Source organism: Arthrobacter sp. 05N425, from assembly GCF_056397125.1.
Genome location: NZ_JBFTMU010000016.1, coordinates 1 through 23,391, shown reverse-complemented (window position 1 = coordinate 23,391; position 23,391 = coordinate 1). Strand labels below are relative to the sequence as shown.

Here is a 23,391-nt window from a genome sequence, read left to right as displayed (position 1 = left end):
CATGACCGCCACGGCCGCCGCCGCACCCCTGATCGACCAGCTGAACCTCGACACGGTCAGCACACGGGACCTGGACCGCCGGGCCATGGCGCACGACGCGTCCCACTACCTGCTGATCCCCCAGGGCGTCGCCACCCCGCGCAACGCCGACGACGTCGGGCAGCTGCTGCGCCGCAGCCGCGAGCTCAACCTGCCCGCCACTTTCCGTTCCGGCGGCACGAGCCTCTCCGGCCAGGCGCTCAGCGACAGCCTGCTGATCAACACCCGCCAGCATTTCCGCGGCATCGAGGTCCTCGACGGCGGCGCCCGCGTCCGCGTCCAGCCCGGCGCCACTATCCGCAGCGTCAACGCCCGCCTGGCCGCGTTCGGCCGCAAACTCGGCCCCGACCCGGCGAGCGAAATCGCCTGCACCGTGGGCGGCGTGATCGCCAACAATTCTTCCGGGATGGCCTGCGGCACGGAGTTCAACACCTACCGCACCCTGGAATCCATGGTCCTGGTGCTGCCCTCGGGCACGGTCATCGATACCGCCGACGCCGACGCGGACGCGCGCCTGCGCGAACTGGAGCCGGAACTCCACGAGGGCCTGCTGCGGCTGCGCCGCCGGGTGGCCGGAAACGCGGAGTCGGTGCGCACCATCACCTCGCTGTTCTCGATGAAGAACACGATGGGCTACGGGGTGAACTCGTTCCTGGACTACGAACGCGCCGTCGACATCCTGATGCACCTGATGATCGGCAGCGAAGGCACCCTCGGCTTCGTGGCGGAAGCGGTCTTCCGCACCGTCGAGGTCAAGCCCGCCGTCGCCACCGGGCTGCTGGTCTTCAACACGCTCGCCGCAGCCACGGCCGCCCTGCCCGAGCTGGTGGCATCCGGCCTGGCGACCATCGAACTGATGGACGCCGCCGCGTTGAAGGTCGCGCAGCTCGCTGCCGACGCGCCCGCGGCCATCCGTTCGCTCCCGGTCGAGGGACACACCGCGCTGCTGGTGGAACACCAGGGCGCCGACGCCGCGGAACTGACCGGCAAGCGTCACAACTCGCAGCCGCTCTTCGCGTCCCTGGACCTGGCCTCGCCGTTCGCGCTGACCACGGACCCGAAAGACCGCGCGGCACTCTGGCACGTGCGCAAGGGCCTCTACACGACGGTGGCCGGCGCCCGCCCCTCCGGAACCAACGCGCTGCTGGAAGACATCGTGGTTCCGGTTCCAGCCCTGGCGGATACCTGCGGCGAACTGACCCGGCTCTTCGCCGAACACCGCTACGAGGACTCGGTGATCTTTGGCCACGCGAAGGACGGCAACGTCCACTTCATGCTCAACGAGCGCTTCGACGACCCCACCCAGCTGCTGCGCTACCAGGCCTTTACCGACGACATGGTGGACCTGGTCCTCGGCGCTGGCGGCTCGCTCAAGGCCGAGCACGGCACCGGGCGCATCATGGCCCCGTTCGTCCGCCGCCAGTACGGCGACGAGCTCTATGAAGTCATGCAGGAGATCAAAGGGCTGATCGACCCCGCCAATCTCCTCAACCCCGGCGTGCTGCTCGCGGAGGAGCCGCTTTCCTACGTTCAGAACCTCAAGGTGGCGCCGACGGTGGAGGAAGAGGTGGACCGCTGCGTCGAGTGCGGCTACTGCGAACCGGTCTGCCCGAGCAAGGACATCACTCTCACGCCCCGCCAGCGCATCGTGCTGCGGCGCGAGATGGCCGCCGCGGAACTGCGCGGCGACGACGCCTTGGCCGCCCGGCTGCGCAAGGACTACGAGTACGACGGCGTGCAGACCTGCGCGGCCGACGGCATGTGCGTCACCGCCTGCCCGGTGCTGATCAATACCGGGGACCTGGTGCGGCGGCTGCGGAAGGAAAACGCGAACGCCGTCGCGGAAGCCGGCTGGAGCGCCGCGGCGGACCACTGGGGCGCGGTCACGTCCGGCGGCGGCGTGGCCCTGACCGTGGCGAAGGCGATGCCCGCGCCGCTGGCCAAGGCAGCGACCGCCGTCGGCCGTGCGTTGCTGGGCGCGGAGACCGTTCCCGCCTACGACGCAGTGCTGCCCGGCGGCGGCTCCAGGCGCCGGCCGCGGCGCGACCCGGACAGCGTCGCCGTGTTTTTCCCCGCCTGCATCGGCACCATGTTCGGCCCCGCGGACACGCCCGGTGGCGCTGAGGGCGGTGCGGGCGGCCCCGCCAAGGGCTCGGCCCAGGCGTTCCTCGAGCTCTGCGAGCGCGCCGGTGTGGGGCTGACCGTTCCGGACGACATCGGCAGCCTGTGCTGCGGCACCCCGTGGAAATCCAAGGGCTTCGCGCAGGGCTACGCGGCGATGTCCGCGAAGGTCCTGGACGGCCTTTACGAGGCCAGCGGCCAGGGCCGGCTGCCGGTGGTGTGCGACGCCGCCTCCTGCACCGAGGGCCTGGAGACCATGAAGCGGCTCGCGGCCGAGGGCGGGGAACGGTACGCCGGGCTGCGGTTCGTGGACTCGGTGGAGTTCGTGCACCAGCACGTGCTCGGGCAGCTGACCGTCACCGCGCCGGTGGGATCCATGGCCCTGCACCCGACCTGTTCTTCCACCCAGCTGGGGACCAACGGTGCGCTGATGGACATCGCCCGGGCGGTGACCGGGGAAGTGTTTGTGCCGCTGAACTGGGGCTGCTGCGCCTTCGCCGGCGACCGCGGCCTGCTGCACCCGGAACTGACCGACTCCGCCACGGACAAGCAGGCTCGGGAAATCAACGAACGCGAATTCGACGCCTACGCCTCAACGAACCGCACCTGCGAACTGGGCATGTCCAAGGCCACCGGCCACTCCTACCGGCACCTGCTGGAAATCCTGGAAGAGGCCACCCGTCCGGAGGGGTGAGGGGCGGGTGAGGAGCGGGTGAGTGGCCGGTTCGACGGTTCCGTGCAAATTCGACGTTTCAAGGCGTCGAATCCGCAGGGAACCGTCGAAGTTGCGGAACAGGGCCCTAGACTCGGCGCATGTCTGGTTTTGGGGGAACGAAAGCAGTCCGCTCCATTGCGGCATTCACCATCAGCCTGCTGCTGGCCGCGGGCCTGGGCGGCTGCACTTACGAGGATCCAGGCGATCCGCAACGCACGGCTAGCCAAAGCCACGGGGCGGCGCGCAGCACTGCGACGACGGATCCCGATGTCCTGGCGGTGGAGGCGCGAAACTACGCGGAACTGGAGCGGCGCTTGGCGAAGGCTTTCGGGTCTGTGATCCTGGCCGACTCGGGCCCCGCCGACGGTCCGGGAGTGGGGTTCAGCAAGGCTGTTGCCGTCCCGGCGGCCGGTCAGCATACTGTCACCATGGCCTGCGTCGGCATTCCGCATGCCCAGATCTACCTCTCCCAGGACACGGACAGCGGAACCGAGCATACGGTATTCGAGGTTGACTGCTCACGGACCCAGACGCAGGTAGTTCAGCTGGCGGAAGGGCCCGTCGGCGCCCAGCTCACCCGCGTCCACCCGGACGGCGCCTGGACCGGGTCGGTTGCCGGGATCAGGATCACCGCTCCATGAGACTCGAGGGCTGGAGTATCACGGTCTTCCTGCTACTCCTGGTGGCTGCAGCCGTTGTGGTGCAGGGCGTGACGTTGCTTGTCGCGTGGGCAGTCCGGCTGCTCCGGCGGCGAAGCAGCGGCGGCGGCTCCGGGGCACCTCCTCCCTGAGGCTTGCCTCCTCGGTCAGCAGCCCTGGCAGCTCAACTCGGCCTTCCCCAGGGACCCGTTTCGACGGTTCCCTGCGCACTCGACGTTGAGAAGCATCGAGTGCGCAGGGAACCGTCGAAACGGCGGCACAGGCAGGCTCCAAGCGCACAAAAAAACCCTCCATCCCGGGCAAAATCGCCGGAATGGAGGGGTTCGTGGGGCCCCCTGTCGGATTCGAACCGACGACCCCCGCTTTACAAGAGCGGTGCTCTGGCCAACTGAGCTAAGGAGGCAATCCGCCGTCGTCGCCTGACCGAAAATCCGGCCCGACGCTGACTGCTAGATAAGGGTAGCCCACGGACCCCCGCCGGAGAAAAATGCCGGAAACGAGACAGCCCGGCCCCGGACGGATCCGGGGCCGGGCTGCTGTTTCGTGCGGCGGTTACTTCTTGGCGTCCACCGCGGCCTGCAGGAACTGCTCGAACGGGGTCTGCGCGCTGGCGCCCTTGCCCCACTGCTTGCCCTCGACGAAGACCGTCGGCGTACCCGTGACACCGATGGCCGCCGCCTCCTGGGTGGTGTACTTCACGTACGGGCGGTACGTCTTGTCATCCACGCACTTGTCGATGCTCTTGGCCCCGACGTCGGTCGCCATCGTCTTGAGCTCCGCGTCGGAGAGGCCCGCAGTGCCCTCGGCCGGCTGCTTGGCGAACAGGGCGTCAACGAAGTCCGAGTACTTTTCCGGGGATTCGTTCACGACGCAGGCCGCGGCATTGGCGGCCCGCGAGGAGTAATTGGTGCTGGAGCGGCTGTCCAGGAAGCCCAGCGGACGGTACTCGACCGTAATCTTGCCCTCGTTGCGCAGCTTGGTGAGGGTGGGGTTGTACTGCGCCTCGAAGTTCTTGCAAACCGGGCAGATGAAGTCGATGTAGAGGACCACCTTGACCGGTTTGCCGGCCTCGGCCTCGGCGCCGGGTGCCTTGATGTCGGCGGGAGGCGTCGCGGCGGGCGAGGGCAGATCCGCGACATTGACGGTGGCCGGTTCGGTCTTCGCCACTGCGGTGTTGGCCAGCAGGGTGACGCCGCCGTGGACGTTGCCGTTGGCCGGCGTCGGGCCGGAATCGGCTACCGGGGCGTTGTTCTTGATATTCGAGGTGACCACCAGGGCCACAATCACGATGATGGCGACGACGGCGGCCACGATGCCCCAGCCGATGAGCAGCTTGTTGCGCTTTTCCTTCTTCAGCTGCGCCTCGCGGATCTCACGGGCTTTCTCGCGGGCCGCGGCGGTGCGCTCCGCTTTGGACTGACGGGGTTCGTTTGCGGCGCTCATTGGTTCCTCGTGTCGATCGGCCTGGGATGGTCCACTGGGTGGCAACTTCATCATTTTAGGGGAGAAACCTGAGGAGCTTGCGCTTTCAAGTTTCCTTCCGTGTGCCCAACGGACGAATAGCACAGAAGATTCCGCCCGGCTAGGGTGGATGAGAGCCACAAGCGACCCCAGGGGGCACCAATGCAAGCAACCGAGAGCGTTGAGCAGCGCGCCGAGCAGGAGACTGCACAGACAGCCGACGGGGGGCAACACACCGAGCCCGCCACCGAAATGCACGCCAACGCGTCGGAGCCAGGCGCCACCTTCGATTTCATGGTGGTGTCCAACCGCATGCCGGTCGACCGTTGCTCCCCGGATGAGCCCGGCTGCGAGGACGGCTGGCGCCGTTCCCCCGGCGGCCTGGTGACCGCGCTGGCGCCGATGATGACCAAGACCGACGGCGCCTGGGTGGGCTGGCACGGCGCCCCCGACGAGCACCTCGAGCCGTTCAGCCACGGCGGCATCGACCTCATCCCGGTCCAGCTCAGCACGCGGGACATCGAGCTCTTCTATGAGGGCTTCTCCAACGCCACGCTCTGGCCGCTCTACCACGACGTGATCGCCCCTCCCGAGTTCCACCGCGCCTGGTGGGACTCGTACCGCAAGGTCAACAAACGGTTCGCCGACGCCGTCGTCCGCCATGCCGCCAAGGGCGCCACTGTCTGGGTGCAGGACTACCAGCTGCAGCTGGTCCCCAAGATGCTCCGCGAGGCGCGCCCGGACCTCAAGATCGGCTTCTTCAACCACATCCCGTTCCCGCCGCCGGAGATTTTCGCGCAGCTGCCGTGGCGCCGCGCAATCATCGACGGGCTCCTGGGCGCGGACCTGGTGGGCTTCCAGCGCAGCAGCGACGCCGGGAACTTCATGCGCTCCGCCCGCCGCTTCCTCGGGGCCAGCGTCAAACAGCAGCAGGTCCACGTCAAGGGCGCCGACGGCGAAACCACGCACATTGCCCGCGCGCAGGCCTTCCCGATCTCCATCGACGTGAAGCAGATCAGTGAACTGGCGCGGAAGCCGGAGATCATCGAGCGCGCCAAGCAGATCCGCCGCGACCTCGGCAACCCCAAGACCATCCTGCTGGGCGTCGACCGACTGGACTACACCAAGGGCATCCGGCACCGGCTCAAGGCCTACGAGGAACTCCTGCAGGACGGAAAGGTCACGGTGGAGGACGCCTCCCTGATCCAGGTTGCCAGCCCCAGCCGCGAACGCGTCGAACAGTACCGACTGCTGCGCGAAGAAGTGGAAGGCACCGTCGGCCACATCAACGGCACCTACGACACGATGCAGAACACCGCCGTCCGGTACCTGCACCACAGCTACCCGATCGAGGAAATGGTGGCCCTGTACCTGGCCGCCGACGTCATGCTCGTCACCGCCCTGCGAGACGGCATGAACCTGGTCGCCAAGGAATACGTCACGGCCCGGACCAACAACGACGGCGCACTGGTGCTCAGCGAATTCGCCGGCGCCGCGGACCAGCTCAAACAGGCGCTCCTGATGAACCCGCACGACATCGACGGCCTCAAGGACACCATCATGAAGGCGGTCAACATGCAGCCCGCCGAGGCCGCTCGCCGGATGCGCGCGATGCGCAAGCAGATCCTCACCCACGACGTCGACCTCTGGTCCGCGGACTTCCTCAGCGCGCTCAAGGAAAAGGTGGTCCGCGATGACTCCTGAGCCCAACCCAGCCCGGACCAGCCTCTCCCTCTCCCCCGAACTGCTGGCGGCCGTGCACCGCGTCGCCGGCACGGAACAGCTGTTGGTAGCCATGGACTTCGACGGCACCATGGCCCCGCTGGTGGACCATGCGGGGGACGCCCGGGCACTGCCCCGCTCGGCCGCCGCCTTCGCCGCCCTCGCGGAGTTGCCGCGGACGACGACGGCGCTCATCTCCGGCCGGGCCCTGGACAGCCTGCGGGCGGTCGCCTCGCCGCCGGAGAACACCCTGCTGATCGGCAGCCACGGCGCGGAAGTCTGGATGGGCCCCGGTTCCACCGAACTCCAGCTCGACGACGCGCAGCGGGAACTGCTCGCGGACGTGCGGCGGATCCTGGCCGAGATCGTGGACGTCGCGCCCGGCACCCTGCTCGAAGACAAGCCCGCCGGCGTCGTGCTGCATACCCGCCTGGCCGCCGACGACGTCGCCGAGGATGCCGTGGCGGCCGCCAAGGCCGCCCTGCAGGACCGCGCGGGCGTCTTCCTCAAGACCGGAAACCGTGTGCTGGAAACCGCCGTCGTGCACGCCTCCAAAGGCGAGGGGATCTCATTCCTCCGCCAGGCCACCGGGGCCACCGCAGTCGTCTTCGCCGGCGATGACACCACGGACGAGGACGCCCTGGGCAGCCTCATCCGCGGGGACCTGGGCGTCAAGGTCGGATTGGACTTCACCCAGGCTGAGTTCCGGGTGGAGGCGCCTGTGCATGTCTCCGAGTTTCTGGAAGCGCTGCTGCGGGAACGGCGAAAGGCCGTCGGCGCCTAGGCAGTCGCCGCTACGCTCCTGGACGCCTTCACCACGCCGCTCCCGGCACATCCTGTTGGTGACCGCCTGCCCTCGCTAGACTTAAATTGCGCCGCACAAGACGCAGATTTCGTTTCGGGAAGGAACGATCATGACTAAGAACAGCGGCAAGGAAAACACCTCGGATGCAGCCGGTTCCGGGACGAACCCCGAGGAAAAAGACCTCCGGGGCCGGTACGTCGAAGGCGACTTCGGCAAGTCCGGCGCACAGTCCGGCCGGCACGCGGACGACGAGGAAGGCCAGTACATTGAAGGCAACTACGGCGCGGCGGGATCCGAAGGTGGACTGCCCGAACCGCTAGGCGACAAGGCCCGGGAATCGGGACGCTACGTCAGGGCGGACTACGGCGGGGCCGGATCTGCGCCGGCGCGCACCGCGGACTCGGAAGTCGGACGGTATTCCGAGGGCAACTACGGGACCGATGGCACGGTGGACCCCACGCGCAAAGCCCGCCCGCGAAAAGAGTCGGAACCGAACCAAACTGACTCCCATTAGCTGACGATCAAGGCCTCAACGCCCATTAGCTGGATGCGGACTCCGGTTCGTAACCAATCAGCCAGTGAAGTCCGTGGCGGTCGACGACCTGGCCGTCTGAGGCGCCCCACGGCTTCGGGCCCAGGGGGTCCACCACCCGGCCGCCGGCCGAGAGCTTGTCGAACCACTCGTGCAGGACGGCCGGCGAGGCGGTCCCCAAGAGTGACAGCATCAGGCCTTCGCACCGGACACCCTGGTGGCCCGCCGCCACATCCGATCCCGCCAGGGCTACAGGGCCGTTAAGCTGCCCGTGCGCGATGGCATCCGGCGGGCCGTCGGTGCGGTTGAACTCCTGATACGTAAACAGGGACAAGCCCCCGCCGAAAACGTCCGCGTAGAAGCCAAGCGCCTCCCGCGCCGTGCCGGGGAAGCTGACATAGATCTGCAAGGCCGTCATGGGCACAGCATACAGACCGCCCGGAGAGCCTGAGTGGGCAACCTCACCTGTGACATCCGTAACTTTTTAGCCCAAAAGCCAAAAATCTGACATACTCTGTATGTGATGTGGCGCACAACTACCGTGCGGCGTCATTGGATGCTCCTCGGCCTTGGCCGGGGAGCATGCGCATCCACCTCCGGATGCCACAACTGAATATGAAGAACCATTCACTACGGATCGTCCGGCACGTACCTGCCGGTGAAGGGATTGATAACTGTGGCTACAGTTACTTTTGATAACGCTACGCGTCTGTACCCGGGCACAGAGAAGCCCGCTGTTGACAAGCTCAACATTGAAATCGCCGATGGCGAGTTCCTGGTCCTCGTTGGACCCTCCGGCTGCGGAAAGTCCACCTCGCTGCGCATGCTCGCAGGCCTTGAGGACGTGAACTCCGGCCGGATCCTGATCGGTGACCGCGACGTCACGGACGTCCCGCCGAAGGACCGCGACATCGCCATGGTCTTCCAGAACTACGCCCTGTACCCGCACATGACGGTCGCGGACAACATGGGCTTCGCGCTGAAGATTGCCGGCGTCAGCAAGGAAGAACGCGCCGAGCGTGTCCGTGAAGCCGCCAAGCTCCTGGACCTCGAGCCGTACCTGGACCGCAAGCCGAAGGCCCTCTCCGGCGGCCAGCGCCAGCGTGTCGCCATGGGCCGCGCAATCGTGCGTAACCCGCAGGTGTTCCTGATGGACGAGCCGCTGTCCAACCTGGATGCCAAGCTCCGCGTGCAGACCCGCACGCAGATCGCGTCGCTGACCCGCCGCCTCGGCGTCACCACCGTCTACGTCACCCACGACCAGGTCGAGGCCATGACCATGGGCGACCGCGTCGCTGTGCTCAAGGACGGCCTGCTGATGCAGGTGGACACCCCGCGCAACCTCTACGACAAGCCGAAGAACGTCTTTGTCGCCGGCTTCATCGGCTCCCCCGCAATGAACCTGCTCGAACTCCCCGTTGTCGACGGCGGCGTGCAGTTCGGGGGCACCGTCTACCCGGTCCCGCGCGATGTCCTTGAGGACGCTTCCGGCTCCACCGTCACGCTGGGCACCCGTCCGGAAGACCTCGAGACCGCGCCGCAGGGCGAGGGCCTCCAGGTCGAGGTCGACGTCGTCGAAGAACTCGGCGCCGACGCCTACGTCTACGGCCACACCACGCTGGACGGCAAGGACCACGACATCGTGGCCCGCGTCGACGGCCGCCGTCCCCCGATGAAGGGCGAGACCGTCTGGGTCCGCCCGCAGTCGGGCCACGTGCACCTGTTCGACACCAAGACCGGCCTGCGCCTGGGCGACTAGTCCCCACCGGCCCCCTAACCTCGCTTCGCTTCGGTTAGGGATCCCTGCCGGCGTGGGCCCACCCACCGGCCCCCTAACCTCGCTTCGCTTCGGTTAGGGATCCCTGCCGGCGTGGGCCCACGTCAGCATCCGACGGCGGTCCTCCTCCGGGAGGGCCGCCGTCGGCCGTTAACCGGCAGATTTTAGGCGAGGCCCGCCCTCGTACGGGAGAATTGCGTTATGACCGAGGAAAACCGCATGACCGAGGACAACGGTGCCCAGTGGCACGACGAACCCACTGACTACGGCCAGATCGGCAAGCTGCCCCGGTACGAGGCCGCCAGCGCCAACGACAAGGCCGTCTCCAGTTCGCTGAGCATCACCGCCGCGGCCACGGAGCCCGAACTGCTGGACCTGCCCTGGCACATCGCCCTGGAGGACTGGCCGGCGGAATATCTTGCCGCCCTCCCCCGCGGCATCTCCCGGCACATCGTGCGGTTTGCCCACCTGGGCGGCTCGGTGATCGCCATCAAGGAAACCTCGGAGCACATCGCCCGGCACGAGTACCACATGCTCCGCAAGCTCGCCCGGCTGGATGTCCCCTGCGTGGAGCCGGTCGCTGTCATCACCGGCCGCACCACCCCGGAGGGCCGGCCGCTGAATCCCGTGCTGGTCACCCGGCACCTGAAGTTCTCCATGCCGTACCGCGCGCTGTTCTCGCAGATGCTGCGCAAAGACACCCTGACCCGCCTGATCGACGCCCAGGCCCTGCTGCTGGTCCGGCTGCACCTGATCGGCTTTTACTGGGGCGACGTCTCGCTCTCCAACACGCTCTTCCGCCGCGACGCCGGCGCCTTCGCGGCCTACCTCGTGGACGCCGAAACCGGCGAGCTGTACCCGGACCTGTCCACCGGACAGCGCGAGTACGACCTGGAAATCGCCCGGGTCAACATCGCCGGAGAACTGATGGACCTGCTCGACGGCGGCCTGATCGAGGAAAAGGTCGATCCGGTCGCCACCAGCGAGCTCATCATGGAGAGCTACCGGCGGCTCTGGACCGAGCTGACGGAAAAGGAATCCTTCGAAATCGGTGAGCGCTGGCGGGTGGCCGCACGCATCCGCCGGCTCAACGAACTGGGCTTCGACGTCGAGGAATACGCCATCAAGACCACGCAGAACGGCTCCACGATCCAGCTTCAGCCCAAGGTGGTGGACGCGGGGCACCATCAGCGCCGGCTGCTGCGCCTGACCGGCCTCGATGCGCAGGAAAACCAGGCCCGGCGGCTGCTGAACGACATGGACTCCTTCCGGGCGGATAACAACCCCGGCATGGACGAGGAATACAGCGCGCACCTGTGGGTAAGCCAGATCTTCGAGCCGATCGTCCGGTCGATCCCGCGCGACCTCTCCGGGAAGCTCGAACCGGCGGAGGCCGTGCACGAGATCCTGGAACACCGCTGGTACATGTCCGAGAAGGAGAACCGGCACATTCCGCTGGCCGAGGCTGTGCAGTCCTACATCGATTCCGAGCTCCGGCACCGCCGGGACGAGGCCGCGATCATGCTGAACCCGGACACCGAACTGCTCAAGATCCTGGAAGTCGAAACCGAGGAGTCCCGGTACGGCGACGACGAGGCGATCGACGAATACCCGGACTCCGACGACTGAACACCCGCTTCCCGGCCCAACTAGCTCGCATTAGTTGTCGCTTTGAGAGTTCACAACGACAACTATTGCGAGCTAGTTGGGTGGAACCGGTTCCGGCACAGCCGGGCTAAATCGCCTTGCCGGGGTTAAGGATCCCGGCCGGGTCGAAGAGCTCCTTGATCCGGCGCTGCAGTTCGCGCACCGGTTCCTTCTGCTCCAGGCCCAGCCAGCGCAGCTTGTACTGGCCGACGCCGTGCTCCCCCGTGATGGTGCCGCCCATCGCGAGGGCCACGGTGACCGAGTTGTCCAGGGCCGCGCCCAGCCGTTCCATGGCCGCGGCGTCCACCGCATCGCCGGCCCGGTCCACCCAGAAGGTGGGGTGCAGGTTGCCGTCACCGGCGTGGGCCACCACCTTGAGCTTGACCTGGTGCCGCACGGCCATCGCCTCCAGCTCCGCAACGTAGTCCACCAGCCGGGACCGCGGCACGGCGACGTCCTCGCCCACCCGGTATTCGTCGTCGACCTCGACGCCGCGGCTGTTGCGGCGGAGCTCCACCAGCTGTTCGGCCTCGGCACTGGCTTCCATGGTCACCACCGCTCCGCCGGCGGCCAGCAGCGGCCGGATCGCGGCGGCCTCCGCGGCGGCGCCGAAACCGTCGGTCTGGATCAGCAGCAGCGAGGCGCCCCGCGAGGCCAGGTCCGAGCCGTGGGCGTCGTCGAGCTGGGCGAGCGAGCCGCCGTCGAGCAGTTCCATGATGGCCGGCTGCACGCGCGCCTTGCCCACCGCGAGGACGCCCGCCGCGGCGCTGCGGAAGTCGGGATAGAACGCGGCGATGGTGTGGACTTCCCGCGGCAGGTACTTCAGCCGCACCGTGATCCCGACGACGATCCCGAGGGTGCCCTCGGAGCCCACGAACAAGCCCGTGAGGTCGTAGCCGGCCACACCTTTGAAGGTCTGGTGCCCGGTATGGATCAGCGTGCCGTCCGCCAGCACGACGTCGAGCGCCAGCACGGAGTCCCGCGTCACCCCGTACTTCGCGCAGCGCAGGCCGCCGGCGTTCGTGGCGACGTTCCCGCCGATGGTGGAGATCCGGTAGCTGGCCGGGTCCGGCGCGTACATCAGGCCGTGCACCGCCGCCGCGTCGTTCAGTGCGGCGTTGATGACGCCGGGTTCGACGACGGCGGTCTCGTCGTCCGGGTTGAGGTCCAGGATGCGGTTCATCCGTTCCAGGCTGAGGACCACGCAGCCTTCGCTGGCGTGGGCGCCCCCGGAGACCCCGGTGCCCGCGCCGCGGGGCACCAGTGGAATCCGGTGGGCGGCACAGGCGCGGACGGCGGCCTGGACGTCCGCCACCGATTCGGCCAGGACCACGGCCTGCGGGAGCTGGTAGTCCAGTACAGGCGCCTGGTCCACGGCGTACGCCGCCAGGGCCGCCTCATCCACGGTGACCTTCGCCCCGCCCAGGGCGGACGTCAACTCCTCAACAATGCCGCGCATGCGCTCTCCAGTTCTCCGTCGAATCCGGCCGTCAGTCTCGGCCTTCAGTCTAGGGTGCCGGCAGCGCCACGCCCGGCAGCACCCAGAGGGCGGCCGCTGGGCCGCCACTGCGGAAGAGCGCGCCTGCGGACCCCGGCTCCACCACGATGTCGCCGGCAGCAAAGACATGCGGTTGCGCCAGCGCGGCGAGCTGCCCGGCGGAGAGCAGGCCAGTGGCGAGTTCGACGTCTGCGGCGGTCCTGGCCACCACCACCAGCACCGTGCTGTCCGCGGTTTCCCGCACAAAGGCCAGCGCGTCCCCCTGCGCGTGCAGCCAGCGGAGTCCGCCGCCGGTGAGGGCGGGCTGTTCCCGGCGCAGCGCGGTAAGCGCGGCATACGTGCCACGTAGGTCGGCCAGGATCCGCGCGGGGTCGGTCCAGGGCATGGGCGTGCGGGAAAACTCCCCGTTGTCGCCCTTGAGCCCGAACTCGTCCCCGGCAAACACCACCGGCACGCCGGGCAGGGTGAACATCAGCACAGCGCCCAGCTGCTGGCCACCGTCGATCATGACCGTGGCGGCCCGAGCGGTGTCGTGGCTGTTCAGGGCATTCATGTTCTGCTGCCGGACGTCCCAGCTGAAGGCGGCGGCCAGGTCCTGGTGCGTGGCGAGGAAATCTTCAGCCCCGATCCGGTTGGGCCCGGGAAGCGGCGTGCCGAAGAAGTTGACGTGCTCCGCGTCGCCGGAGAGCCAGGCCCACAGCGGGCGGGTGAAATTGGAGTACGTCATGGCGCCGTGCCAATGTTCGCCGCTGAAATCCGGAGCGGCGTCGTTGGTCGCCTCCGCCAGCAGCGCCGCGTCCGGGTTGATTCCGCGGACCCGCTCCGCGATCAGCCGGGCCACTTCCTGATTGAGGTCGGTCTCCCCGAGCCGTCCGGTCATGTTGCCGACGTCGATCCGCCAGCCGTCCAGGCTGAACGGCGGGCGGAGCCAGCGGGCCACCGGGGATTCGTCGTCCAAGACGAACTTGTCCCGCAGGCCGGCCGAGGACCAGTTCAGCTTGGGCAGCGACGGCACGCCGTACCAAGCCTCGTAGGAGCTGTGGTCCTCGTTGAAGTAGTAGTAGCCGGCTTCCTCGGAGTCCGGTGCCGCCAGGGCGCGCTGGAACCATTCGTGCGCGTCGCCGGAGTGGTTGGCGGTGAGGTCCCCCAACACTTTCAGGCCGCGGGCGTGGGCCGCTTCCACGAGTTCGACCAGGGCCGCGTCGCCGCCCAGCAGCGGGTCCACCATGGAAAAGGTCGAGGCGTCATAGCGGTGGTTGGACCGCGCGGGAAAGAACGGCGTCAGGTAAATGATGTCCGCCCCGAGCCCCTGGATGTGGTCCAGGTGTTCCGTGACACCGTGCAGGTCGCCGCCGTAGAACTGGAAGGGTGTCTCGGCGGACGAGCCTTGCACTTCGGTGCCGTCCCAGTCGCTGGGCACGGCCCAGTCCGGGACCGGGTGCGCCGCTGCCCGGGCCGAGCGCGCGAAACGGTCCGGGAAGACCTGGTACATGGTGCCTTGGCGCAGCCACGGCGGGCCGGCCGGGAACGTAGTCAGCCGGAAGTCCGCGTAGTCGGAGACGTCCCTGCTGAACAGGCCCTGCGCGTTGAGGGTCCAGTACCGCGCGTCGGCCTCGATCAGGAACCGGTAGCGGGCCACCGGGTTGGTGACCGCCATGTCAGCTTCCCACCACACCCAGCCGTCGGCCTCGCCGATGTTCACGCAGCCCGTGTACCGGGGTTCGCCGTCGTGCACGGAGCGGAGCCAGACCCGGCTGGCCCGGCCCCACGCGTCCGGGATGCGGATCCGGAGCCGGGCCGCGGCTCCGGCCTCCACCGTTTGCGGTGCGTGCAGGCCGGACCCGTCGTGGTGCGGCAGCAGCCCGGCCATGCCAGCGCCGGACATGCCTAGCCCTTCACCGAGCCCTGCGTGAGCCCGCTGACGATGTAGCGCTGCAGGAACAGGAACAGGGCCATCACCGGGATGGCGCTGATGACCGCGCCGGCGGCAAAGACACCCCAGTTCTCGGAGCGCTGCTGCGCCACGAAGGAGTAGAGCCCGACGGCGAGGGTCTGGCTGTCCGGGTCCGTGAGCACCACGGACGCGATCACGAATTCGCCGGAGATGCCGATGAAGGACAGCAGCCCCACGACGGCCAGGATCGGCGTGACCAGGCGCATGATAATGCCGAAGAAGATCTGGCTGTGGCTCGCACCGTCAATCTTGGCGGCCTCGTCCAGGGACTGCGGCACGGTGTTGAAGAAGCCGTACATCAGGTAGGTGTTCACGCCCAGGGCGCCGCCCAGGTAGACCATGATCAGGCCCAGCTGGCTGCCCAGGCCCAGGGCGGGGATGACCTCGGAGATGCCGCTGAGCAACAGGAAGATGGCGACGACGGCCAGCAGCTGCGGGAACATCTGCAGCAGGAGCAGGCTCAGCAGGCCCACCCGGCGGCCCGTGAAGCGCATCCGGGAGAAGGCATACGCGGCCATCGCCCCGAGGAACACCGTGGCCGCGGAGGTCACGCCGCCCACCACCATGGTGTTCAGGAACCACTGCGCAAAGGGCCGCGAGGGCATGTCGAACAGGGCGGTGAAGTTCCCGAAGTCGATCTTGCTGAACAGCGCGTTGGAACCCACCAGGGTGCCGGTGGAGTTCAGTGCCGCCGAGAGCACGTAGAGCAGCGGGAAGACGGCGAAGATCGTCACGATGACGCCCACCAGGTGGCGCCAGCCCTTGTCCTTGAACCAGACGCCGAAGGGGCGCCGGCGCTGCAGCGACTTGAGGTATTCGACGTCGGTGGTGCCGGTGGTGATGCCCTGCTCGGCCTGGTGCGCCGGAGCCGCGGTGCGCGGTGCTGACCCGTTCATGAGTTCACGTCCTCGAGTGCCTTGGTCTGCTTGAAACTGATGGCCGAAACGGTGGCCACGATGATGAAGATGATGATGGCGAGGGCGCTGGCCAGGCCGTAGTCACGGCCGGTGCCCTGCCCGAAGGCAACCTTGTAGACGAGGGTGATCAGGATGTCGGTGGCTCCGATGTCCCGGTCGGTGTCGGCGAACCGGGGTCCGCCGCCCGTGAGCATGAAGATCACGTTGAAGTTGTTGAAATTGAAGGCGAAGGAGGAGATCAGCAGCGGGGCGATCGAGACCAGCAGCAGCGGCAGCTTGATGGAGCGGAACACGCGCCACGGGCCGGCGCCGTCCATCCGGGCGGCCTCGTCCAGTTCGTTGGGCAGCGACTGCAGGGCGCCGGTGCAGACCAGGAACATGTAGGGGAAGCCGAGCCAGAGGTTGACCACCAGGACGCTGATCTTGGCCAGGACCGGATCCGTAAGCCAGCCGATCGAGGCCCCGCCAAGCAGGGTCTGGTTGAGCCAGCCGAACTCCGGGTTGAGGATGCCGGACCAGACCAGGCCGGTGAGGAACGCGGGGAAAGCGTACGGCAGGATCATCAGGATCCGGTACACCTTCTTGCCCTTGAGGTCTTCGCGGTTGAAGGTGATGGCCAGGAACAGGCCCATGGCGAAGGTCAGCGCGACGGAGGCCACGGCGAAGGTGAAGGTCCAAAGGATGACGCCCAGCAGGGGTCCGCGCAGGCTCGGGTCGGTGAAGGCGCGGGCGAAGTTCTCCATCCCGACGTCGATCTTCCAGCCGGTGGACAGTGTCTCACCGTTGTCCGCGGCGAAGGCGCCCTTGCCGTTGTCGCGGTAGACCGCACCCGTGGTGGTGTCGGTGAAGGTGTCAGCGGCCGCGTCGTACTTCAGCGCCGGCTTGAACTGGTAGGCGTTGCTGCCGTCCGCGGTGCGCAGCGTGCCGTCGGCCGGGTTCGCGGAGACCGGCACGGTGATGTCCAGGATGCTTTGCTGGTTGGCCACGATTTCCTGGAAGTTCAGGGTTTGGTAGCCGTCCAGCGTCTTGGCCTTGCCGGTGGAGTCCTTGACGGCCCCGGAGACCTCCTTGAGCGGCGTCTCGGTGCTGCCGAGCGAGACCTTGCCCTGCGGGTCCGTGAAGAGCAGGTAGAAGGAGTTGTCCTTGGCCAGCACGGCTGTCTTGTAGGCCGGGGAGTCGGGTACCCGCTTCTGTGCGGTGAGCTGGATGGCGGCGATCGCGTCATCCTTGGTGCTGTTGTGGCCGTCGCCGTAGTTGGTGAAGGCGATGTAGCCGCTGAACATGACCACGAAGACCTGGAAAACCAGCAGGAAGAGCACGCCCGGGGCCAGGTACTTGGCGGGCAGGCCGCCCTTGCGCAGGTAGATCCAGTTGATCACCACTACGACGGCGGCGGAGACTCCCAGGGCCAGCCAGGACTGGCTCAGGAAGAGCATGATCAGGACGTAGACAGCGAGGGCATCGACAAGGCCCAGCAGCACGATCTTGGCGATGGTGCCCTTCACCCCCTCGGGGCCGGTCCGGCGTTGGCGGAGGGTTCTGGCCTGCCGGCCGGAGGTTGTGGTGGCGGGGTCCGGGGCGGACGACGCTGCGGGCTCGGTGTCCTCGCGGAGTTCGGTTTCTGACATGGCTGTCTACAGTCCTTGGGAGAAGCTGGGGTGATGCAGGAACGGGCCGGGCAGCCTGGTGGCCGCCCGGCCCGGTGCTGCCGGTTCCCGGCGCGTGGAAGCGTCAGGAACCGGCGCGGGGACTAACCCTTGATTTTGCTCTTGATGCTGGCTGCCATCTTGGCCCAGTCAGCAGCCGGGTCGCCCTGGCCCTTGATCAGGGCGAGCTCGGTGGCTCCCCAGTCAGCCCAGACAGCACTCATTTCCGGGATAGCCGGCATGGGGACGCCGGTGGCGCCGATCTTGCCGAAGGCGGCAACAACCGGGTCGCTGGCTGCCTTGTCGAAGGAGGCCTTCAGCGCCGGCGGGCGGCCGCCGGCCTTGTACATGGAGTCCTGGGCTGCCTCGGAGGTCAGGTAGTTGGTGACGAACTCATTGGTGGCCAGGGCGTTGGCGCTCTTGGCGCTGATGAAGAAGCCGTTGACGCCGATGAACGGCTGGGCCGGCTGGTCGCCGGCGGTCGGCAGCTCGTCAACGGCGAACTTGATGCCCTTCTTCTGTACGTCCGGGAGGTTCCACGGGCCGGTCAGGTAGTACGGGGACTCGCCGGCGAGGAACTTCTCCTTGGCGATGTCACCGGTGATGTTGGAGTTGATGATCTTTTCGCCCTTGTCGCCCCAGGCGGTGAGCTTCTTGGCGAACTCGACGCCGGCAGCGTCTCCGATCAGGAGCTGCTTCGGGTCGTAGCCGCCGTCGGCAGCCTTGCCGAAGACCTGCGAGCCCATGGAGGCCTGCAGCGGGTACAGGTGGTACGGGTCGCCCTGCTTCGGGTCCATGCCGACGAGGAACGGGAACTTGGCCTTGCCGTCTGCGACTGCCTTCTTGCCGTTGGCAATGACCTCGTCCATGGTCTTGGCCGCGTCGGGCACGATGGCCGTGTTGCGCAGCAGTGCGATGTTTTCGATCGCGTAGGGAACACCGTAGACCGAGCCGTTGAAGGACATGGCCTTGATCGAGGACTCCTGGAAGGCGTCCTTCTTGTCGCCAAGCTCGACGGGTGCGATCACGCCGTTCTGGACGAACTTGCCTACCCAGTCGTGCGGGCCGACGATGAGGTCCGGGCCCTTGCCCGTCGGGACCTGGGTGATGAAGTCGTCGCGCACAGCTGCGAAGTCCTTGACGACGAGCTTCACGTCGATTCCGGTGTCAGCCTTGAACTTCGCGGTGATGTCCTTCAGAGCGGGTGAACGCTCGGCGTCGACCCACATGGTGATCGTGCCGGCGCCGCCGGACTTGAGGTCCGGCTTCGCGGAGGCGGAGGCCGTGGCCGTGGCCGGACCGGAGGCTGCTGCGCCGCCGCAGGCGCTGAGCGCCAGCGCTGCAACAACGGAGATCGCACCGGCCGTGAATACCCGGCGGCTGGTTCCGGTTGTGAGGGTGTTCTGCACCTTCATTGGTGTCCCTTTCATAAAATCCTGCATCCACGCGTAGGGCTCTTCGGAAGTCTCCTGGGCCCGGTGGCATCGTCGGTGATGTGGCTCACAGCTGCAAGCGCTTCCAAGCTACACGGTGATGGACGCTTTGGAAAGTCATTCTAGCGCGGCGTGTCGCGGGGCGGCGACCACGCTGGGAGACTGCCAGACACCTCCAGAAGGCCTAGTGGCGCGGAACATGCGGGCCCATGCCGCGGATCCACCCCAGACTCCCCGAGCAGACTCAAAAGATTTATTGACTGGAAGCGTTTTCAATTTCGACGTCGGGGACTTACGATTACCGGCATGTCCGTTGATTCAGTACTCACAGCCCCCGCCGCACTGGCCGGCCCGCTGACCCTGGTGCACGCTGCAGATGACACCCCCGGCTGGTGGCGCTCCGCCGTGATCTACCAGGTGTACCCGCGCTCGTTCCGGGACCTGAACGGCGACGGCGTCGGCGATCTGGCCGGCATCACCGCCGAACTCCCGCAGCTCGCCGAGCTGGAGATCGACGCGGTCTGGCTCTCGCCGTTCTACCGCTCCCCGCAGCGCGACGCCGGCTACGACGTCAGCGACTATTGCGACGTCGATCCCCTGTTCGGCACCCTGGCGGATTTCGACGCCATGATGGCCGAGGCCACGCGCCTCGGGCTGCGGCTGATCGTGGATCTCGTGCCCAACCACTGCTCGGACCAGCACTCCGCCTTCCAGGCGGCGCTGGCAGCCCCCGCAGGCAGCCCGGAGCGGGACATGTTCATCTTCCGGGACGGCCGCGGTGATTCCGGCGAGCAGCCCCCGAACAACTGGCAGTCGCACTTCGGCGGACCGGCGTGGACCCGGATCATCGAACCGGACGGCACCCCCGGCCAGTGGTACCTGCACCTTTTCGACACCTCCCAGCCCGACTTCAATTGGGACAACGACGCCGTCCACGCCGAATTCGAACGCGTCCTGCGCTTCTGGCTGGACCGCGGCGTCTCCGGCTTCCGGGTCGACGTCGCCCACGCCCTCGTCAAGGCGCCGGGCCTGCCCGAATGGGGCGGCCGCGCCGACGGCAACAGCTCGCACGGCTTCCCCGGGCACGAAGCCCCGATGTTCGGCCAGCCGGCGCTGCATGACATCTACCGGACCTGGCGCCGGATCCTGGCCGAATACGGCCCCGACCGCATCCTCTGCGCGGAAGCCAACGTGGACCCGCTCCCCCGGCTCGCCGACTGGGTCCGCCCGGACGAAATGCACCAGGCCTTCAACTTCCCTTACCTGCACGCCGGCCTGGACGTGCACCGGATGCGCCACGTCATCACGGAGTCACTGACCGCCCTGGACGCCGTCGGTGCGCCGAGCACCTGGGTGCTGTCCAACCACGACGTCGTCCGGCACGCCACCCGCTTCGGCTACAACGGACCAGCGCCCCGCGACGGGGACGGCATCGGCCCCGGCGACGTGCAGCCGGACGAGGAACTCGGACGCTCCCGGGCCGCGGCGGCCTCCATGTTCATGCTGGGCCTGCCCGGCGGCGCGTACCTCTACCAGGGCGAGGAACTCGGCCTCCCCGACGGCATCGACATTCCGGACAGCCAGCGCCAGGACCCCACCTTCGGTCGGACCGGCGGCGAGCGTCTGGGCCGGGACGGCTGCCGGGTGCCGCTGCCATGGCGTTCCGGCGAGCCCCACGCGGGCTTCGGCGCCGGAGCGGATCCGTGGCTGCCGCAGCCGGCGAGCTTCGCAGAGTTGGCCCGGGACGCGCAGGCCGCGTCGCCGGCGTCGCACCTGTCCCTGTACCGGCGGATGCTGGCGCTCCGGCGCGAGCTCAGCCTCGGCCAGGGCTCCCTCAACTGGATTGAAAACTGGTGCACGGACACCTCGCTGGCCTACCTCAACGGCACCACCGCGGTGCTGCTGAACGTCGGGCAGGAGCCGCTCGAACTGCCCGCCGGACAGGTGCTGCTGCGCAGCTCCGTGTCGGGGGAACAGGGTGAAGACGCCCATCGGTTAAGCTCAGGTGAAACTGTTTGGCTGGAAATCTACATCGAGGACACGGAGAGCTAAAAATGCCCGGCATCAAGGACGTCGCGGAACGGGCCGGCCTCTCCATCGCCACCGTTTCGCGCGCCTTGAGCGGCAAGGGCAATGTCTCGGCCCAGAGCCGTGAGCGCGCCCAGGCCGCCGCAACCGAGCTCGGCTTTGTCCTGTCCTACCACGCCTCCAGCCTGGCGTCCGGGCGGAACCACAACGTCGGCGTCGTGGTTCCGTCCGTGCACCGCTGGTTCTTCTCCTCGGTGGTGGAGGGCGTATCCGCGACCCTGCTCGACGCCGGCTACGACCTCACGCTGTACAACGTCAGCGAGGGCGAGGAGCGCCGGCACAGCGTGCTCAACGACTTCCTGCTGCGCAAGCGCGTGGACGCGGTCATTGCGGTCTCCCTGGAGCTCAGCGAGGCCGAGATCCAGCAGCTGCTCGCCATCCACCGCCCCATCGTGGGGATTGGCGGGCCCCTGCCGGGCGCCTCGACGATCCGGATCAACGACTCGGGCATCGCCGAGGCGGCCGCCCGGCACCTGATCCAGCTTGGCCACAGCAGGATTGCGCATATGACCGGTGACGCGGCGTATGAGAAGGACTTCCGGCTGCCGGGCACGCGCCAGGGCGGCTTTACCAAGGCCATGCGCGACGCCGGGCTGACGATCCGTCCGGAATGGCTGGTCTCCGCCGACTTCACCATCCAGGGTGCTTACGCCAGCGCCCGTCAGCTGCTCGGCAGTTCCCCGGAACGCCCCACGGCGGTCTTCGCGGCCTCGGATGAGATGGCGATCGGCACCATCCTCGCCGCCCGCGACTTCGGACTGCGCGTTCCCCAGGATCTGTCCGTCATCGGCATCGACGGCCACGAACTCGGCGAACTATTCGGCCTCACCACCATCGACCAGGATCCTCGCGGTCAAGGGGCGATGGCGGTCCGCCGTCTGCTCGCAGGGCTCGACGGCGGCGCGGACACGGCGGCGGCGGACACCGAGTATCCGACGAAATTTGTGATCCGTTCCAGCACGGCCGTCCCGCCGGCCGACGCCGCACCCTTGCGCTAGCTGTCCTCTGCCGGCGCTTCTGTAGCTTCTGGTGCTTCTAGTGCGCAGGGCGCGTCCAAGGGAAGTTCCATGATGATCTCCGAGCGGACCGGATCAAGCGGGTAGGGTTCCCGCCGTCCGGTGTCCTTGAACCCGTGCCGGGAGTAGAACGCCTGGGCACGGCCGTTTGCCTCGTGCACGCCAAGTTCCAGCACCACGGCGCCGAGCTCATCCCGGGCACCGGCGATGGCCCGCCGCAGCATCTCGTCGGCCAGGCCGGAGCCCCGCAACTCCGGGCCCACGTAGACGCTGAGCAGCACTGCCTGGCGCGGACGGTCAGGATCCTGCGGGACCTTCGGCACAACGCGCATCAGTGCCCGCAGCCTGGCAGCGGCAAGGTCTTCACCGGCAGGCACTTTGACCTCGGCAGGCACCCCGCCGGCAGGGAGCGGCGAGGCGGAATGCGGGCTATCAGCCGACTCCGCGGCATCTCCGGCCACGAGGGATACGCAACCCGAAGCCGCCATCAGCGCGGCGCGCTCCTGCCATTGCCGGTCCGTTTGCTCCCGGGCCGAGTCGAGGCTCTCCACGTAAGCCGTGGGCGCATCCTCCAGCATTTCCAGCCGTAGGGCGCGGTACTGTTTCCACTCCCCCGCTTCGAACCGACGGATCACGGGCCGGGTCACCGGCAGCTCACCGTCAGTCATCGGCGCCGCCCATAAACCGGACGAACCGCTGCAGCACGCCGGGCCAGCCCGCCTGGTAGTCCGCTCGCGTAGCGGCGGGGTCCTGAGCGCCTTCCCAGCCGCTGTGCACCAACCGGAGATCGGTGCCGCCCTCAACGGCCCGGAAGGCCACCCGCAGCTCCGTGGACCACAGGGCCTGCGTCCCGGGATGCCAGGTGGCGTGGAAGGACAACGGTGGCTGCCAGTCGTCGATGGACCCCCAGATGGCGGTCCTGCCGTCGTCTGCGGTCTCAAGAATGAGGCTTTCCTCGAACTCAACATAGGAGCCCGGGCCGTAGACGCTGTGGCCCTCGAGCGGCCACCAGAGGTGCGTGTGCTCGGTGAAACCCATGAAAGCCCGAGCCACGGGCCCGGGGACAACGACGGTGCATACCACCGGCTCCAGCCCTTCGGCCGGCTCGGGTTCCGGGGCTACCGCGGCGTGGCTGAAGAGGTTATCCATAGGCATCAACTTTACAAGGGTCGGTGGTGTGCACGCCGGGAGTGCGGGAGGGGCGCTGTACGTTTTTGGGGTTAAAGGGGGAGAGCCTCCAACCTGGTGGTTGGAGGCTCTCGACCTAATGTATGTCCGGCGGTGACCTACTCTCCCACACCCTCCCGGGTGCAGTACCATCGGCGCTGTGGGTCTTAGCTTCCGGGTTCGGGATGGGACCG

General features: G+C 67.7%; 18 protein-coding genes, 1 tRNA gene and 1 rRNA gene. 9 read left to right on the top strand and 11 right to left on the bottom strand.

Annotation, left to right across the window (positions count from 1 at the left end; all coding sequences use genetic code 11):
• Position 1 precedes the first annotated feature (1 nt).
• Positions 2 to 2,854: an FAD-binding and (Fe-S)-binding domain-containing protein gene (locus AC1DGE_RS15515; RefSeq protein WP_476917753.1), complete on the top strand. Its 2,853-nt coding sequence runs from the start codon at positions 2 to 4 to the stop codon at positions 2,852 to 2,854.
• Positions 2,855 to 2,973: 119 nt separating this feature from the next.
• The gene (locus AC1DGE_RS15510) at positions 2,974 to 3,516 is read left to right on the top strand and encodes a hypothetical protein (RefSeq protein WP_476917752.1); all 543 of its coding nucleotides are present in this window, start codon (positions 2,974 to 2,976) and stop codon (positions 3,514 to 3,516) included.
• 344 nt (positions 3,517 to 3,860) lie between these two features.
• Here the strand turns inward: AC1DGE_RS15510 and AC1DGE_RS15505 are convergent.
• Together AC1DGE_RS15505 and AC1DGE_RS15500 are read right to left on the bottom strand one after the other, a co-directional pair.
• Positions 3,861 to 3,937 (bottom strand) — tRNA-Thr (locus AC1DGE_RS15505).
• A 149-nt stretch (positions 3,938 to 4,086) separates the two neighbouring features.
• On the bottom strand, positions 4,087 to 4,977 hold the full coding sequence (locus tag AC1DGE_RS15500) for a DsbA family protein (RefSeq protein WP_441418196.1): 891 nt from the start codon (positions 4,975 to 4,977) through the stop codon (positions 4,087 to 4,089).
• 270 nt (positions 4,978 to 5,247) lie between these two features.
• Here AC1DGE_RS15500 and AC1DGE_RS15495 point away from each other — a divergent pair, with 270 nt between their 5' ends.
• The 3 genes from AC1DGE_RS15495 (at position 5,248) to AC1DGE_RS15485 (ending at position 8,036) form a co-directional block, all read left to right on the top strand.
• Positions 5,248 to 6,699 (top strand): alpha,alpha-trehalose-phosphate synthase (UDP-forming), encoded by a 1,452-nt coding sequence (locus tag AC1DGE_RS15495; RefSeq protein WP_441418392.1) that lies wholly within the window; start codon positions 5,248 to 5,250, stop codon positions 6,697 to 6,699.
• On the top strand, positions 6,689 to 7,501 hold the full coding sequence (gene otsB / locus AC1DGE_RS15490) for a trehalose-phosphatase (protein ID WP_476893178.1): 813 nt from the start codon (positions 6,689 to 6,691) through the stop codon (positions 7,499 to 7,501). Before AC1DGE_RS15495 ends, otsB begins: the two co-directional genes overlap by 11 nt.
• A gap of 130 nt (positions 7,502 to 7,631) precedes the next feature.
• Complete coding sequence (locus tag AC1DGE_RS15485; RefSeq protein WP_476893179.1) at positions 7,632 to 8,036, top strand: hypothetical protein; 405 nt, start codon at positions 7,632 to 7,634, stop codon at positions 8,034 to 8,036.
• 25 nt (positions 8,037 to 8,061) lie between these two features.
• Here the strand turns inward: AC1DGE_RS15485 and AC1DGE_RS15480 are convergent, their stop codons facing one another.
• Positions 8,062 to 8,472, bottom strand: coding sequence for a VOC family protein (locus tag AC1DGE_RS15480; RefSeq protein WP_476893180.1), 411 nt, complete (start codon positions 8,470 to 8,472; stop codon positions 8,062 to 8,064).
• A 258-nt stretch (positions 8,473 to 8,730) separates the two neighbouring features.
• Between AC1DGE_RS15480 and AC1DGE_RS15475 the strand changes: the two genes are divergently transcribed.
• Together AC1DGE_RS15475 and AC1DGE_RS15470 are read left to right on the top strand one after the other, a co-directional pair.
• A complete protein-coding gene (locus AC1DGE_RS15475; RefSeq protein WP_476909065.1) occupies positions 8,731 to 9,813 on the top strand; it encodes an ABC transporter ATP-binding protein in 1,083 nt (360 codons plus the stop codon).
• A 237-nt stretch (positions 9,814 to 10,050) separates the two neighbouring features.
• Positions 10,051 to 11,460 (top strand): DUF4032 domain-containing protein, encoded by a 1,410-nt coding sequence (locus AC1DGE_RS15470; protein ID WP_441418391.1) that lies wholly within the window; start codon positions 10,051 to 10,053, stop codon positions 11,458 to 11,460.
• A gap of 106 nt (positions 11,461 to 11,566) precedes the next feature.
• On the opposite strand, the gene AC1DGE_RS15465 is transcribed toward AC1DGE_RS15470, so the two are convergent.
• The 5 genes from AC1DGE_RS15465 to AC1DGE_RS15445 form a co-directional block, all read right to left on the bottom strand.
• Positions 11,567 to 12,937 carry an FAD-binding oxidoreductase gene (locus AC1DGE_RS15465; RefSeq protein ID WP_476917751.1) on the bottom strand — a complete coding sequence of 457 codons (1,371 nt, stop codon included), beginning with the start codon at positions 12,935 to 12,937 and terminating at the stop codon, positions 11,567 to 11,569.
• A gap of 49 nt (positions 12,938 to 12,986) precedes the next feature.
• Entirely contained in the window at positions 12,987 to 14,861 is a 1,875-nt protein-coding gene (locus tag AC1DGE_RS15460) for a glycoside hydrolase family 13 protein (RefSeq protein WP_476917750.1), read from the bottom strand.
• Between the two features lie 2 nt (positions 14,862 to 14,863).
• Complete coding sequence (locus tag AC1DGE_RS15455) at positions 14,864 to 15,826, bottom strand: sugar ABC transporter permease (RefSeq protein ID WP_441418189.1); 963 nt, start codon at positions 15,824 to 15,826, stop codon at positions 14,864 to 14,866.
• A complete protein-coding gene (locus AC1DGE_RS15450) occupies positions 15,823 to 17,475 on the bottom strand; it encodes an ABC transporter permease subunit (RefSeq protein WP_441418188.1) in 1,653 nt (550 codons plus the stop codon). The genes AC1DGE_RS15455 and AC1DGE_RS15450 overlap by 4 nt, the downstream gene beginning before the upstream one ends.
• A gap of 122 nt (positions 17,476 to 17,597) precedes the next feature.
• Positions 17,598 to 18,908 (bottom strand): sugar ABC transporter substrate-binding protein, encoded by a 1,311-nt coding sequence (locus tag AC1DGE_RS15445; RefSeq protein ID WP_441418187.1) that lies wholly within the window; start codon positions 18,906 to 18,908, stop codon positions 17,598 to 17,600.
• A gap of 324 nt (positions 18,909 to 19,232) precedes the next feature.
• On the opposite strand from AC1DGE_RS15445, the gene AC1DGE_RS15440 reads away from it, so the two are divergent.
• Positions 19,233 to 20,978, top strand: a complete 1,746-nt coding sequence (locus AC1DGE_RS15440; protein WP_476917749.1) for a glycoside hydrolase family 13 protein — start codon at positions 19,233 to 19,235, stop codon at positions 20,976 to 20,978.
• Positions 20,979 to 20,980: 2 nt separating this feature from the next.
• Positions 20,981 to 22,012, top strand: a complete 1,032-nt coding sequence (locus AC1DGE_RS15435; RefSeq protein WP_441418185.1) for a LacI family DNA-binding transcriptional regulator — start codon at positions 20,981 to 20,983, stop codon at positions 22,010 to 22,012.
• Here AC1DGE_RS15435 and AC1DGE_RS15430 read toward each other — a convergent pair.
• The 3 genes from AC1DGE_RS15430 to rrf form a co-directional block, all read right to left on the bottom strand.
• A complete protein-coding gene (locus AC1DGE_RS15430) occupies positions 22,009 to 22,698 on the bottom strand; it encodes a GNAT family N-acetyltransferase (protein ID WP_476917748.1) in 690 nt (229 codons plus the stop codon). The two genes, AC1DGE_RS15435 and AC1DGE_RS15430, sit on opposite strands and share 4 nt — an antisense overlap.
• A complete protein-coding gene (locus AC1DGE_RS15425; protein ID WP_476917747.1) occupies positions 22,691 to 23,179 on the bottom strand; it encodes an SRPBCC domain-containing protein in 489 nt (162 codons plus the stop codon). The genes AC1DGE_RS15430 and AC1DGE_RS15425 overlap by 8 nt, the downstream gene beginning before the upstream one ends.
• Positions 23,180 to 23,303: 124 nt before the next feature.
• Positions 23,304 to 23,391, bottom strand: a 5S ribosomal RNA gene (rrf, locus tag AC1DGE_RS15420); the annotation flags it as partial.

Coding starts and splice junctions, on each gene's coding strand:
- AC1DGE_RS15425 (WP_476917747.1), bottom strand. CDS start 23,179: ATGGATAACCTCTTCAGCCACGCCGCGGTAGCCCCGGAACCCGAGCCG.
- AC1DGE_RS15460 (WP_476917750.1), bottom strand. CDS start 14,861: ATGTCCGGCGCTGGCATGGCCGGGCTGCTGCCGCACCACGACGGGTCC.
- AC1DGE_RS15435 (WP_441418185.1), top strand. CDS start 20,981: ATGCCCGGCATCAAGGACGTCGCGGAACGGGCCGGCCTCTCCATCGCC.
- AC1DGE_RS15465 (WP_476917751.1), bottom strand. CDS start 12,937: ATGCGCGGCATTGTTGAGGAGTTGACGTCCGCCCTGGGCGGGGCGAAG.
- AC1DGE_RS15510 (WP_476917752.1), top strand. CDS start 2,974: ATGTCTGGTTTTGGGGGAACGAAAGCAGTCCGCTCCATTGCGGCATTC.
- AC1DGE_RS15500 (WP_441418196.1), bottom strand. CDS start 4,977: ATGAGCGCCGCAAACGAACCCCGTCAGTCCAAAGCGGAGCGCACCGCC.
- AC1DGE_RS15480 (WP_476893180.1), bottom strand. CDS start 8,472: ATGACGGCCTTGCAGATCTATGTCAGCTTCCCCGGCACGGCGCGGGAG.
- AC1DGE_RS15485 (WP_476893179.1), top strand. CDS start 7,632: ATGACTAAGAACAGCGGCAAGGAAAACACCTCGGATGCAGCCGGTTCC.
- AC1DGE_RS15470 (WP_441418391.1), top strand. CDS start 10,051: ATGACCGAGGACAACGGTGCCCAGTGGCACGACGAACCCACTGACTAC.
- AC1DGE_RS15450 (WP_441418188.1), bottom strand. CDS start 17,475: ATGTCAGAAACCGAACTCCGCGAGGACACCGAGCCCGCAGCGTCGTCC.
- AC1DGE_RS15430 (WP_476917748.1), bottom strand. CDS start 22,698: ATGACTGACGGTGAGCTGCCGGTGACCCGGCCCGTGATCCGTCGGTTC.
- AC1DGE_RS15440 (WP_476917749.1), top strand. CDS start 19,233: ATGTCCGTTGATTCAGTACTCACAGCCCCCGCCGCACTGGCCGGCCCG.
- otsB (WP_476893178.1), top strand. CDS start 6,689: ATGACTCCTGAGCCCAACCCAGCCCGGACCAGCCTCTCCCTCTCCCCC.
- AC1DGE_RS15445 (WP_441418187.1), bottom strand. CDS start 18,908: ATGAAGGTGCAGAACACCCTCACAACCGGAACCAGCCGCCGGGTATTC.
- AC1DGE_RS15515 (WP_476917753.1), top strand. CDS start 2: ATGACCGCCACGGCCGCCGCCGCACCCCTGATCGACCAGCTGAACCTC.
- AC1DGE_RS15495 (WP_441418392.1), top strand. CDS start 5,248: ATGCACGCCAACGCGTCGGAGCCAGGCGCCACCTTCGATTTCATGGTG.
- AC1DGE_RS15455 (WP_441418189.1), bottom strand. CDS start 15,826: ATGAACGGGTCAGCACCGCGCACCGCGGCTCCGGCGCACCAGGCCGAG.